Here is a 14,010-nt window from a genome sequence, read left to right on the forward strand (position 1 = left end):
CAATATGTTCTTATTCTAATATTATGAAATATCAGATATTCTCACTGGCCTTATTATGTGATATTATTTATATAGACCAAAGTATAGGAGGAAAAAGCTTATGGGAAAAAAGAAAAAGCTATATAAGGAAAGGGTTAAGCTAAGTGCCAAAGAGGCAATTGTTAATTCCCCTGATAAGTTAAACAGAAGTATGCCTAATGTTTATAGGGGATGTGGAGTTATAGGTGACACTAAGTATAATCGCAAAAAATCAAAAGGAGCTGTCCAAAAAGAAATCAAAAACTTTATGGATAGCTCTTTCGATTTAATTCTTTATAATAGTGTGTTATTTGCAATTAAAGTTGTACACCTTAAAACTTGATAAGCCTCAATTATATTTTTAGCCCTATATGTAATTGTACTTGGTGAAGAAAGTGTAACACCTGGTATAATAGATGCAATTTCTGCCATTCCACTGTTTACAAGAGTTATCTCTAACTCAATAGATCCGTTAATAATAATAGGCTTTATACTTTTAATTGCTTTAAGTGCTGTATTAACACTATCTTGTATTTTTTTATGTGCGATCACTGGATTGAGGGATTGTGCAGCAAATCTTCCTCTTGAAATTTTAACAACTGCTGTTTCAATGTCTGAATTAATATCTTTAACTTCCTCAGATAGAATATTGTCGCCTGAAGCCATTATTACAGGTACCTTATATGAGCCTGCAACTAAAGAATTTAATAAAAACTCACCGGCTTCCCTTCCATTTATTCTAATACTATTAACTACCCCACCGTGGTAAGAGTGACTTAAAACACCTGCTGTATTCATTCTTGAGTGATATCCAATAAAAAGAACAGCATCAAAGGTTTCGTCAATCCCCTCCATCATACCTAGCCTTTTAGGTGTACCAGTTATAAGCTCTGCAGCTGAATTCAGATCTTCTAATAATATGTTTGTCATTGGTCCGTGGGAGTCATTTACTACTATTTTAGTTGCTCCATTGTTTTGCAGTGCCTTTATTGCTGCATTAACCTCTTCTGTCATAAGCTTTCTTGCCCTACTGTAATCATGTCCCGAAGGTGAACCGTGGGTTTTATTAACCACACCACTAACTCCTTCAATATCAGCTGAAATGTAAAATTTCAAAATAATCCCCCCTAGTTTTTTAGTATTGCTAAATTTTTTTTTACATAACTTAATCTATAGATTTAGAGATATATCCTTCCAGCTTTCTTAATTTTATCCTTTTGTGGATTTTAATTTTAATGAATTATAACTATTAAAAATTTATACAATTCATGTCTTTACATCGATTTCCTTATATGCTAAAATAGTTTAATATACTTAGTGAGTGTATCTAAGCATGTTTTTGTGAGCGATACAGGATGTTTTTCTACACGTAGATAAAATCTACGGAGTCACTATCTTTGTGACTACGTGGATTTTTTTGTTTTCTATAATAAAGTAAACTTAGCTCAACTTAAATCGAAGCTTGTTGCACTCATATCACCCTTATGAAGTGGGAGTACTGTAAAGACGGTTACATAAATAAAGCCTGGAGGTGTCAATATGACTATAGAAAAAAACATAAAAACATATTATTTTTACTCTACATTTACAGACCTATTAATACTAGGCCCTGTAATAGTGCTATATTTAGTTGCAAAGGGTCTTTCCTTTACAGAAATTATGCTACTACAATCTATTGCAGCCTTTGCTGTAGTAGTCTTTGAGGTTCCCACTGGTGCCATAGCCGATAAATATAGTCGAAAGCTAAGTGTTATATTAGGCTTAGTTCTATGGGTTATTAGCTTAACCATGTACATATTAGGTGAACGCTTTATTGTGCTTGCCACTGCTGAGATTATCTTTAGCTTAGGCTTATGCTTTAAGTCTGGAGCAGATAATGCAATTATATATGACTCGTTAAAGCTTCTTAATAGAGAAGGACAGTACTCAAGAATTGAGGGCTTAGCAAGTTCTTTGGCATTGTATGCTCAAGCAATTGGTTCTATAATTGCAGGCTTTGTTTACGAGATTAATATTCATTTGCCAATGATTATTTCAATAGGATTTATTATATTAACCATAATAATAGCTTTTTCCTTTAAAGAGCCTTCAATCCACAATGATGGTCAGAAGACAAAAACTAAATACTTTAATCAAATTTTAGAAAGTTGTAAATATGTTTTGAACCATGAAAAGCTAAAGGCTATAATGTTGTTTTCAATGGTATTCTTTGCCTTTTATAGAGCTGGTTTTTGGTATTTTCAGCCCTATATGGAAAATGTAAATATTCCAGTAAGATACTTTGGAATTATTTTTATGGTATTTAATATAGTAGCTGCCTATTCTTCTAAGAGAAGTCATCTTTTTATAGAAAAAACTAAGCCTAGAACACTATTATCCTTAGCTCTGTTAATAATAGTCTCCTTCATATTACTTGGTATAGTAAAGGTATGGATTGGTGTAGCTGCTATTCTACTACAACAGATGGCAAGAGGTTTTTACAGACCTACTATAACAAAATATCTTAACAAGCATATACCCAATGACAAAAGAGCAACAATGCTTTCATTTCATAGCTTAGGCACTAATATTGCTGCAGCTGTTACATTACCATTAATGGGGCTAATAAGGGACTCTACAGATATTTTTTCTACCCATTTAATAACAGCATTTGCTATGATAATCTTAATCATATTTGTTACAAAATACATGAACAATAGGTTGAATGTAAATAAACAAAGTGCCTATAGAATAGATAAAAGTTAAGTAATAATTAAAAAGGACTTAATGCTTTAGTTTAATTATGATTAAGTCCTTATATTTTATTCCTTAAAGATTCTCTTCCCTTAAAGCATCTATAATATTTTCTTTTTTTAGCTTAGCACTTGAATGCATCATGGTTATGAATATTATAATAAATACACCTATAGTACATATTAGCATCTCACGCCATGGTAATACAAATGTGAACTCAAATATATATCCAAAGGAGTTATAAATCCACACACTTATTGCAACACCAACAGGCATACCATAAAGCAGTGCCTTGAGTCCATAAAAAATACTTTCATAGTTAATCATTTTATTAAAGCCTTTCGGGGTAAGTCCTACTGATTTCAGCATTGCAAATTCTCTTCGTCGTAAAGCTACATTGGTACTTATTGTGTTAAATATATTGGTTACACCAATTAAGGTAATAAGTGTTACAAAGCCATAAAGGAAGATTGCAATTACAGTGGTTATTCTCAACATTGCATCCTTCATTTCAGAAATATCTACTATTGAAAGTGAGTTTTCAGAAATGTTTGGGTCTAATTGCTTTAAAGCCTCTGTAATGCCATCACTATTATTTGTCTGTATAATCATGTTTGGTTTATCTGCCAGTTTAAGACCCTCTTCACTTATTAATTGTCTAAGTTCTTCAAATACCTCTTCCGAAACAACTATACTTGCCATCATAAAGTCTGTATAGGGTACTCCAAGAGGTAGATTATCTGCAACTGCCCCTATTTCCATTTTAATATCAGTTGATATCTGACTACTTTCACCCAACGAATCCTTTAGATAAAGAGTATCTCCCGCCTCAATATTCATTGGTTCATATTCTATTCGCCCACCAATATTATTTTTATTTACCAAGACACCATGAAAGCTATTAGTATTCATAAAGGTTGAGGGCTCTAATTGGTTTTTGTCAATATACCTTTTAAACTCCTCTTTTCCAACCGCTACAATATAGATTCCATTATTATAGCTACCATCTTCATTCATTTTATACATATCATCTTTTTCAAGTCCTTTTTGCACATATGGACTTAATTGAGAATGTTGTAATTTAGTTGAAGTGTTTATTCTTCTTACTATTGAATATCTGTCAACCCCACTAATACCAGCAGTTTTATTGTATAACTCTAATTGCTTCTCTAAAGGTATGTTTTTCATTGATACTGCTAAATCAAAATCTATTGCTCCATAATACATGTTGCTTGTCATTAAACCATATCTCATAAAGGATGAAAAGGAAACAAATAAAACAATACTAATAAATAGTGAAAAAACAGTAGCTCTATATCTTCTATGATTTCTTTTTAGATTTTTTAGTGCAAGCTCTCCTTCAATTCCATATAAAAATCGTGTAAGCTTAGAGGTTTTAAGATTTTTACCCTTTATCTTTATGTCTGTGTTAAGGCGTATAGCTTCAACTGGAGAAATTTTAGAAGCCTTTTTAGCAGGGATATAAACAGATAATAAAATTGTTATACTCATAAACAAAACTGTAGTTAAAATAGTATAGGGAGATATTATCAATCGTAATGCAACATCTTCATTAAACATAGAATCTATGATTAAACTGTTTACAACCTTTATTGTTATACCAATTCCTACTATTCCTGATAAAATCCCTATAGGTATACCTATACCTCCTAATAATGCACCTTCATAGAATATCATTTTACTAATTTGATTACGGGTTGCTCCAACGCTTGAAAGCATACCAAATTGTTTTTTTCTTTCACTAACTGAAATAGCAAATGCATTGTAAATCACTGTTACAGAACCAACCACAACTAAAAAAAACATAATTAAAGCTAATTTATTGAACATATTATTTGCATTTTCATTTTTTGATATCCTCATCCATTTTAATAACTCATTGTTATATTTATAACTTACATCCCCTACATTTTCAGCCATTTTAGGTATTATATCGTAAATATTCTTAGGTTTCTTTAGCAAAACAAAAACATCAATAGTATCCTCTTTATTCAGCAGAGCTTCATCAAGGTAGGTTATGGCAGTATATGCTGGACTAAGGCCATATTCCATACGTGGTTTATGAATTATACCTGTAATTATATACTCTTCCAATGAAAATATATCTAGTTCCTCTGTCTCTATAAATGGTGTGTTTCTAGATATTAAGTTGCCTCCATTTAATCTATTGCCTACTTCAAATTTTACTTTTTTACCAATATTATAGGCTGAACCACCACTTGTTAGAATATCTTCTGTTATTACAATTTCATTGTATTTTTTAGGCCAACGACCCTCTTTAAGTTTAACAGGCATGTTTTTAAAGGTGTTAGAATCGTATGCGCTTATATGAATATAGGGTTTGTTATTTATGTTTGATTTTTCAAAAATTGAAAATCCGATTTCTTTACTTAACATGTCTTTGGCGGTTGATGGATTATTTCTTATATATTTACTATCTTCATATTTTACACTGTTTAAAACAGCATGGTAGTTTCCATCAGTTTTAATTGCCGATTGTATCATCAAGTCTTGAGAGCTAGCTGCAATAGTGGCTACTCCACATATCATTGCACCAGATAAAATAATACCAATAATTGTAACTATAGTCCGTTTTTTATTTAGCTTCAAATTCTGCAGTGTTAGTTTTGTTAGAATATTCATTGTCTAATCACCTCATCTTTAATGATGCATCCATCATCTAAGGTAATCATCCTATCGGCTTGTAGAGCTATCTGTGGGTCGTGGGTAATAACAACAAGAGTTTGGTTATACTGTTTATTTGATATTTTAAGAAGCTCTATTATTTCCTTTGAATTTTTGCTGTCTAAATTACCCGTTGGTTCATCTGCCAATACTAATGCAGGTTTATTAATTAATGCTCTTCCAATGGAGACTCTTTGCTGTTGGCCTCCTGAAAGCTCATTAGGAAGATGATTTACTCTATTTGCTATATTAAGAGTTGCTAATGTATTTTTCAGTTGCTCCTTATCAACTTCTCTTCCGTCTAGTAATAGGGGTAATGTAATATTCTCTTCAACATTTAATATTGGAATTAAATTATAAAATTGATATATTAGTCCTATTTGTCTTCGCCTAAAAATTGCAAGATTAGACTCATTAAGAGAATATATATCAGTGTCATCTATAAATACCTTTCCATTTGTTGGTCTATCTACCCCTCCAAGAATATGCAATAAAGTAGACTTACCAGAGCCTGATGCTCCTACAATTGCAACAAACTCTCCCTTTTTCACATTGAAGGATACATTATTAAGTGCTTTTACTTGAATATTTCCTTTACCATAGGTTTTAGACAGATTTTCTACTTTTAATATTTCCATTTATCTCTACTCCTTTTCATTTTATGATTTTATTATATCTGCCTAAAATGACTATCCCGTGACTTTTAAAATGACATTTTAGTCATACTGGTTATATATCGTTACTTAAAGGCTTTAAAAAACTTAATAATGAATTGTGTTCCCTTTCCAATCTGACTTTCTACTGTTATATCTCCACCTTGTCCATCTATTATAGCTTTAGCCATTGCCAGTCCTATACCTACACTTTCTTCCCTTGCATTTTTCCCCCTATAGAATCTATTAAATATGTATGGTATGTCATCTTTAGCAATACCTTTGCCATTGTCAGAAATAATGATTGATGTGTATATTGGATTTTCCTCGAAGAAAATTTTTATAATCCCATTTTCATCAGTATGTTCTATACAGTTTTTAAGTATGTTTATTACAGCCTCACATGACCAATTAAAATCACCAATAAATCTGCACCTGTCTATACCTTCTATTTCTACCGTTTGCATTTTTATATCAAGTGGAATACTAACTACTTCTAGTGATTTATCTATTAAGGCTTTAACATTAACTTCTTCTCTTTTCATAGTAACAGTACCTGCATCAATCTTGGAAATCTTCAATAATGAGGTAATAAGCCATTCCATTCTTTTTAACTGATTTCTTATTTTATTATGAAACTTGATTTTAACATCATCATCTGGATTATTTGATAATAAATCATTTAGTACATACATTGATGTCATTGGAGTTTTTAGTTGATGTGAAATATCTGCTAAAGAATTAGCTAGAGAGATTTTATCCAGTTTAAGTTTTTCCGTCTGCTCCTTTAGCATAGTTGTAATTTTATAAATTTCATTTTTTAATATACTAATATCTCCTTCATAGTTATCTCTAATATCAAGGTTATAATTTCCCCCTTGAATACTTTTTACATAATCTGTCACTTCATTTACTCTAATAAAGAGTTTTTTAACAAAAACAAAAAAAATAATTGTTAATGTTGTGTATATTATCAGGGTTAATAGGATAATCAAAAACAAATTATTGTTACTATTACCTTTTAAAATTGTAATCTCCTGAAATATTTCATCCTCCTCTAATCCATAACTAGCTAATATAGCTTCTCCCTTTGCAACATTACTATAATTAAGATTTACCATTTCATTAATTATGTCAGTCTCTGATTCAGGATACTTCTCAACTATTGCACCTAGTATAGCTGCGTTATTTTTTCTAACGGTACTATTAAAGTACTCAATACTAGAGTAATAGACTATAATTGATAAACCAATAGAAATGATTAGTGCAATAAAAAGTATTGCAGATAACACTTTCACTTCAGAATTTTTATAAATACTCATGATTATTCACCCACCTTATACCCAAGACCCCTTATGGTTTTTATAATTTGTGGGTTTTGGGGGTCATCTTCAATCTTTTCTCTTAACCTTTTAATGTATACTGTTAAGGTATTGTCATTAACAAAGTCACCTGCAACATCCCAAATTCCTTCAAGAATTTGGTTTCTGGACAGAATCTTACCCTCATAGCTAGTAAGTGTCAATAATAGTTTATATTCTAAGGCAGTTAAAGGTATCTCCCTTTCCCCCTTAACTACCTTGGCATTTGCTGTATTTATAGTAATATCTCCAATAAAAATAAGATCACTGCTATTTGATTTTTTACTATATCTCCTTAAAATACTCTTTATCCTAGATATTAATTCTCTTACTCTAAAGGGTTTGGTAATATAGTCATCTGCCCCCATATCTAAACCCATAACAACATTTACCTCTTCATCACATGCTGTGAGAAAAACCACTGGCACATCACTTTTTTTTCTTATAAATTGGCATAATTCAAATCCATTACCATCAGGTAACGATACATCCAATATGATTAAATCATATTCATTTGAATTTATAGTCTTGAATGAGTCGCCAGCATTATGGCAAATAGTCGTTTTAAAGCCTTCCTGCTTGAGAGAATATTCTATACCCATTGCAATGGTTTTATCATCTTCTACAACTAATATTTTTTCCATAACTCACCTCAAAGAAATTTTAGACTACTAAACCTTTAATTATAATTAAAGCAATACTAAACTTCCAATTATCACGACAAGCAAAGCAAAAGTTATTATTATTGCCATTGGCCTACCATAATTAATAGTCCACCCAATACCAAACCTCTTCTCAATAAACAAGCTAGGATCATGTGGATTATAATAGATTACACCTAGCTTCCAAAATCTATCGTCGTCTCTATCAATAGTGTTATTATTTGCTTCTTCTGTTTCTTTAACCTTTATTCTGCTTCCACTCTGACCGGTTTTAAAAGCAACAAAAATGGCACCAAAGATTGCTATAATAACTGTAATTCCTTGTATTAAAATGTAAGCTGTCATTGAGGGTTTAATAACTGTTAAAGCATTTAACTGAAGGTATGCAAATTGTACATTTAGAACTATTAAAACAACTATCATGTAAATTATCCAATATCTTTTAGCTAATTTATTTTGAATAGCTGAGGTTTTAGGTGTAGCTGGATTTATACTAGGCTTTGCCCTTTGTATCATTTTAGAAATAAAAAAGAACATTGCTGTCATAAAGGCTTGTGTTAATGGTAAAAGAAAAACCGTTGTAAAGCTTGTTTCTTTAATGGTGGTAGGATTTCCATATAAATCGAAATGAGTAGGTATTTTATCTGGTAAATGAGGATATTGTATCATGGTAAATAACAAAGTAAGTATTAATACACTTATTGGTATCCAAAACCAATGTAATGACAACAAGTGTCTATTTATTGCATGGGAGGTATCAACAATAACCACCTGTTTTTTATTGGCAGTCCAGCCCTTCTCTCTTTTTAACTCTTTAGCCTTCTTATGGATATATACATAATTAAGCATCATAGAAATAATTAATGGCAATATTCCCCACATGGAATAATCTGTATTGTTATTGATGAGGGCCAATATATTGGCAGCAAATGCTATTATGATAGTTGTTAATAGGTAGTTTCTCTTATATTCTTTTGTCAGCTGTTTAGCTTCTTGACTATTGCTTGCCTCCTCTGGAATAGCCACACCAAAAAGTAGGGTTTTTCTAATAAAATTAGGCATAAAATAACCTATTAATAGAAACGGTATGTAGACTGTAAATATATTTAATAGAAACACAAATAAAAACATGTTTATTTTCCCCCCTGTGTTTTGTAGTTATCATAGTTTTTTTCTATAATATTAATAAATTCTTCTTTAGTGAGTCCCCTCATAAAAGCCTCTGCTGTGGTGGTTTTCATTAAATCATCAAGAAGCTCCATATACTCTGGTGTTTTAGTAAGGTTTAAATCAGGATTAATCATTACTCCACTTTTTCTATGAATGATAACCCAGCCTTCTTGTTTCAATTGATTGTAGACTTTGATTACTGTATGAAAGTTTATGCCAATATCTGATGCCAATTGTCTAACAGAAGGTAAATCTTCACCCTGCTGCAATGCACCTGTTGCTATTCCCCTAATTATTTGATTCTTAATTTGCTGATATATTGGTATTTCTGACTCGAATTGTATTTGTAGAAGCATTTTATCCTCTCCTAATTATAACTGTTAGACATATTATATAACAGTCATATAAAATAAACAACATCATATATAGCTAGAGCATAAAATAAGATAGCTACCAACTAAGTGTTTTTAATGGTAGCCAACCTGTTTATTTATTTCAGAAGCATTACTAATACTTTAGCTTCTTTTGTTGCTTTTGCTAGTACAATTTTTACTGCACTAGCTTTAAATTATCTTCCTGCCTAGTATTATAATTTGTCATTTTCAATCCCCTCATGACTTAAATATACAGTCACTATTCTGTGTCCGTCAAACTTGATATGAGGAAACCTAATGACTTCAGATTATGTAAGGACGATCAAAACGTTTTTCATATGCATTGTTTTCTCTAAGTTGTTTATCCCAATAAAAGTTTATTAATCCAATCCTATTAATTATCTTAAAAATAATATTCGCAACCTTTCCAAATCTAACTGGTCTGCCTAATTTGTCAATATCAGCTGGGTTGAAACACCCTTCATGCATTATGCTCTCAATGGCCCTTACAATTGGTACTATCATTTTTTCTTGCGCCTTAGCTGATTTCATCTGCAACCCTTCTACCCCTCCCTTAATGGCTGTCCCAATATAAGTTCTTCCCAATCTAAGAGCCAACTGCTGAAAATATGCCTCAAGAAAGTGGGATTGGCTACTTTCAGGAAAACCAGATTGTATAAAGAAACTTAAACTTCCTTTAGAAACTTGAAGCTTCTCTATAAACTCCATGACATGGGAAGGCATTGCATGGACATATAGAGGCACGAAAAACATGACATGATCTTCACTTTTAAAAGCTTCTATCCACTGTTTCCATTTATTTTCTTCATTCAAATCACGAATTTCAACCCTATCAGCTAGACTTTCGCTAACTTTTTTTAAAATAAGTGAGGAGTTGCTTCCACTTCTTCTAGGGGAACCATTGTAAATCACTAGTTTTTTGATAGATTCAATTGACCCAAAGGACAAGACCTGATTTTTAGCCTTCCTTGATTTCAGTGGAAGCAGGTGAACATTACCGTCTTTTAATATGCGATATGCTCTAGATTTAAAATGGTAGGCTGTACGATATAAATAATCCTCAATAACCTGTTCTTCTATCTTTGTTAAACCCTCAATATCATAGTAAAATACCATATCTGGATAGTCCTTATACCTAGCAGCATGATGACATTCTCCATCAATAATTTCTATATAGGGATGATAGTGGGGAATTGTCCTGTCAAAAAAAGCTTTGGCATTGTGATTGATAAATCCTTGGGCTGTATTCATTAGTAAAATTACAGTATCACTATTTAAGTAGTCTTGATAGAACTTAACCATTTGATCCTTCATTACACATCTGCCAGGGGTCTTTAGCCAACAACTCCAACATCCAATACATGAAGATATGGATTTATTTCCTAATCTAACAACCTTCAAAGGTTCATCATAAAGATTTGAAATCTCCTCCAGTATTTCTCCATCTTGTTTCTCTCTCAAATCAAACACTGTTTTCATTCTAATCTCCTTCCTTCTTCCTTTATAATTGAAAACTATCCAATATATTATTCTATTCATGCTTTAATACTTCAAAACCTTACATAAACAACAAATTTCAGTTATCATTATAGTTAAGTTCGATAATCCTATTATTATAATCTATTTGTTAAAGATGAATTTTGGGGCTAAATCAACCCTTTAATTCCCTAAAACTACTATAAATACTATATACTTTTATAAACATAACAAGTTCACTAAGACCTAATATCTTCTAGTCAGATACAAGAAACGACTCAGCCATTTATGAGTTATGTTATGCTATTGACTTTTATGTCCTTATTTAATAAGCATCAATCGAGGATGGTTATGGGTATATGGCCCTATCTCCATTGTAAGATAGTCTAGATGTACATAATAATCTCCTTTGAAAAAGAAGGGCTCTACTTCATAATTACCAGTAAAGCTATAGTAATTGGGCTGTCCTGAGCCTCCACCACCACCACCAATAGTTTTGAGGATTTGATCATCTAAAACACTATATACTCTATCGGCAACCGACATAAAATGTCCTGTTTTTCCAACAAGAGTAATATCAATCTGTATTGAGTTTTCGCCTTCTCTTACTACACGTATCCTATATTCTGTAAGTTTATCTAATGATATATTTTGCCACTTATTTAGCTCTATAGAATAAGCCTTTTCAATTTTCTTTAATAAATCTGCAGAACAAAAGTTCAATTGCAAGCTGTCACCAGTTCTTTAATCTAGTTGTCTATATGAACAAAAGTATTCTAAGTAAGTGCTATTACCATCATATCTCAAATGTGAAGTCTTGGGCATTACACCAGAGGAATAATAAGTTGATCCTGAATCTGTATTTTTAGGGTTTTTTTCCAGCTCCAGATTAGGTAACCTAGAGGCTGATAAAGAAAAACCCTTTTCAATAAGCTCTTTAGATAACCCATAATCTACTTTAATAATTATACCCTTATGGTTAAGTATCATTGCTTTGGGATATATTGTTATTTCACCTTTTTCGGTGGTTAGCTCTCCTTCCAATAATATGGTTTTTTGATTAAATAAATATTTTAAATTCCAATTGTTTTGCCCTACGGTTAAGTAAAGAAGTGCTGCTACAAAAGCAATTAATATCAATAAATATGTTGTTTTTTTATTTCTACTTTTAATATGCATTTTATTGCCTCCATGGTTTATTCTTTTCTAAGTATCTATTCTATTTTATTAGTGCTTATCCTTTATATATAATTATAGTTTTGTTTTATGTTTATTGTAGCACCACTTGTGGTAACAAAAAAATAGAGAGAAAGGAGTATTAGTAATGTTGCTGAAATTAAGTAAAGTATAGGAGGTGATTTATTTGACAAACAAAACGGAATTACCAGCACCTTCTGTGGTTATCTCTCTAATACCTATATTTGTAGTGTGTATAGCTCTCTTTTTATCGGTTTTTATTTATGAAACTAAGGTTCATATCCCTCTATTTCTAGGAGCTATTACAGCTGGTATTATTGGTTACATTCATGGTTTTTCATGGAAGTTCATTCAGTCAGGCTATATAAGCAGTATTAGTAGAGCTATCCCTTCTCTTCTTATTCTATTGATTATTGGAATGCTCATAAGTGTATGGGTTGCCAGCGGTATTGTTCCTGCCATAATTTATTATGGTTTTGATATATTAGTACCATCAATTTATTTACCTTCAATTTTTATTGTATGTTGCTTTATGTCTGTAATTACAGGTAGCTCATGGACCACAATTGGTACCTTTGGGGTGGCAGCAATTGGTATTAGTCAAGGCTTGCAGATTCCGCCACCAGCAGCAGCTGGAGCTATCGTTTCGGGTGCCTTTTTTGGTGATAAATTGTCTCCAATGTCAGATTCAACTAACCTTACACCCTCTGTATTAGGAGTAAACTTATACTCACATATTAAGCATATGTTATATACGACAGGTCCAAGCTTCATTATTTCTCTAATTATGTATGTCATATTAGGCTTGTTTTTGGTTGAAGGAAGCAGTGATACTGCTTTTATATCCAAGTATCAAAAGGAAATTATAAAGCATTTTACCTTTTCAGGTTGGCTTTTCCTTCCGCCAGTTATTGTTATTATTCTAATCGCCTTTAAGATACCTGCTATTCCTAGTCTTGTTACAGGTGTTCTATTGGGTGGTGTAATGCAGCTTTTTATTCAAGATAAGAGCATGGGAGATTTTTTTAACATCCTTTATAATGGAGTTCATCTTTCAACTGGCTTAGAAGAAGTAGACAAGCTTCTATCTCGTGGGGGGATGTCCAGCATGTACTCAGTAGTTGCTCTTGCAATTTTATCCTTAGCATTCGGAGGTATTATGAATAGATGTAAAATGCTTGAATCAATAGTAAAAAAAATGACAGTACTTGTTGACAGCAGAGGTCATTTGATAATAACTACTTTACTTACATCTATATTTATTAATATCTTTAGTGCCAATCAATATTTAGCGGTTATTATTCCAGGACAGATGTATGAAAGCTCCTATAAAAAGCTTAAATTAAGTCTAAAAAACCTAACAAGAGCATTAGAAAGTGGTGGAACCTTGACGGCACCTTTAATACCATGGAATAGTAGTGGTGCTTTTATTTACTCTGTTACCTCCATTTACCCATTTGCCTTTGCCCCCTATGCCTTCATATGTTGGCTTACACCTATCATTACAGGGATATTTGGATATATTAATATAACTATGGAGAAGGAAGATTAAAAGTTTAAAAATCCCCTTAAAGAGAAGCTTTCGGCTGAAAAACATAAAGAAAACTTAATTCCACTTACTTTTAAGCTTAGTTACACT

The 14,010-nt window shown here is 31.8% G+C and carries 13 protein-coding genes; 3 read left to right on the top strand and 10 right to left on the bottom strand.

The genetic code is table 11. The features are described from left to right. Positions 1–100 precede the first annotated feature (100 nt). Positions 101–361 carry a hypothetical protein gene (locus F8154_RS08690; RefSeq protein WP_151861226.1) on the top strand — a complete coding sequence of 87 codons (261 nt, stop codon included), beginning with the start codon at positions 101–103 and terminating at the stop codon, positions 359–361. Here F8154_RS08690 and F8154_RS08695 read toward each other — a convergent pair. After that, positions 313–1,134 carry a M55 family metallopeptidase gene (locus F8154_RS08695; RefSeq protein WP_151861227.1) on the bottom strand — a complete coding sequence of 274 codons (822 nt, stop codon included), beginning with the start codon at positions 1,132–1,134 and terminating at the stop codon, positions 313–315. The two genes, F8154_RS08690 and F8154_RS08695, sit on opposite strands and share 49 nt — an antisense overlap. Positions 1,135–1,557: 423 nt before the next feature. Between F8154_RS08695 and F8154_RS08700 the strand changes: the two genes are divergently transcribed. Next, positions 1,558–2,763 (top strand): MFS transporter, encoded by a 1,206-nt coding sequence (locus tag F8154_RS08700; protein ID WP_151861228.1) that lies wholly within the window; start codon positions 1,558–1,560, stop codon positions 2,761–2,763. A gap of 63 nt (positions 2,764–2,826) precedes the next feature. On the opposite strand, the gene F8154_RS08705 is transcribed toward F8154_RS08700, so the two are convergent. From F8154_RS08705 to F8154_RS08745, 9 genes are all read right to left on the bottom strand, one after another. Further along, positions 2,827–5,415, bottom strand: a complete 2,589-nt coding sequence (locus F8154_RS08705) for an ABC transporter permease (RefSeq protein ID WP_151861229.1) — start codon at positions 5,413–5,415, stop codon at positions 2,827–2,829. Continuing rightward, complete coding sequence (locus F8154_RS08710; RefSeq protein WP_151861230.1) at positions 5,412–6,095, bottom strand: ABC transporter ATP-binding protein; 684 nt, start codon at positions 6,093–6,095, stop codon at positions 5,412–5,414. Before F8154_RS08710 ends, F8154_RS08705 begins: the two co-directional genes overlap by 4 nt. Before the next feature lie 101 nt (positions 6,096–6,196). Further along, a complete protein-coding gene (locus F8154_RS08715; RefSeq protein ID WP_207706866.1) occupies positions 6,197–7,432 on the bottom strand; it encodes a sensor histidine kinase in 1,236 nt (411 codons plus the stop codon). 2 nt (positions 7,433–7,434) lie between these two features. Continuing rightward, positions 7,435–8,115 carry a response regulator transcription factor gene (locus tag F8154_RS08720; protein WP_151861231.1) on the bottom strand — a complete coding sequence of 227 codons (681 nt, stop codon included), beginning with the start codon at positions 8,113–8,115 and terminating at the stop codon, positions 7,435–7,437. Positions 8,116–8,160: 45 nt separating this feature from the next. Further along, on the bottom strand, positions 8,161–9,264 hold the full coding sequence (locus tag F8154_RS08725) for a DUF1648 domain-containing protein (protein ID WP_151861232.1): 1,104 nt from the start codon (positions 9,262–9,264) through the stop codon (positions 8,161–8,163). A gap of 2 nt (positions 9,265–9,266) precedes the next feature. Further along, positions 9,267–9,659 carry a GntR family transcriptional regulator gene (locus F8154_RS08730; RefSeq protein ID WP_151861233.1) on the bottom strand — a complete coding sequence of 131 codons (393 nt, stop codon included), beginning with the start codon at positions 9,657–9,659 and terminating at the stop codon, positions 9,267–9,269. 321 nt (positions 9,660–9,980) lie between these two features. Continuing rightward, a complete protein-coding gene (locus F8154_RS08735; protein WP_243141212.1) occupies positions 9,981–11,237 on the bottom strand; it encodes an NAD(P)H-dependent oxidoreductase in 1,257 nt (418 codons plus the stop codon). 258 nt (positions 11,238–11,495) lie between these two features. Continuing rightward, the gene (locus F8154_RS08740; protein ID WP_151861234.1) at positions 11,496–11,897 is read right to left on the bottom strand and encodes a hypothetical protein; all 402 of its coding nucleotides are present in this window, start codon (positions 11,895–11,897) and stop codon (positions 11,496–11,498) included. A 21-nt stretch (positions 11,898–11,918) separates the two neighbouring features. After that, positions 11,919–12,353, bottom strand: a complete 435-nt coding sequence (locus F8154_RS08745; protein ID WP_151861235.1) for a hypothetical protein — start codon at positions 12,351–12,353, stop codon at positions 11,919–11,921. 184 nt (positions 12,354–12,537) lie between these two features. On the opposite strand from F8154_RS08745, the gene nhaC reads away from it, so the two are divergent. Then, positions 12,538–13,923: a Na+/H+ antiporter NhaC gene (nhaC, locus tag F8154_RS08750; RefSeq protein WP_192930215.1), complete on the top strand. Its 1,386-nt coding sequence runs from the start codon at positions 12,538–12,540 to the stop codon at positions 13,921–13,923. Positions 13,924–14,010 lie beyond the last annotated feature (87 nt).

The organism is Alkaliphilus pronyensis, from assembly GCF_009017275.1.
GTDB classification, from domain to species: Bacteria; Bacillota; Clostridia; order Peptostreptococcales; family Natronincolaceae; genus Alkaliphilus_C; species Alkaliphilus_C pronyensis.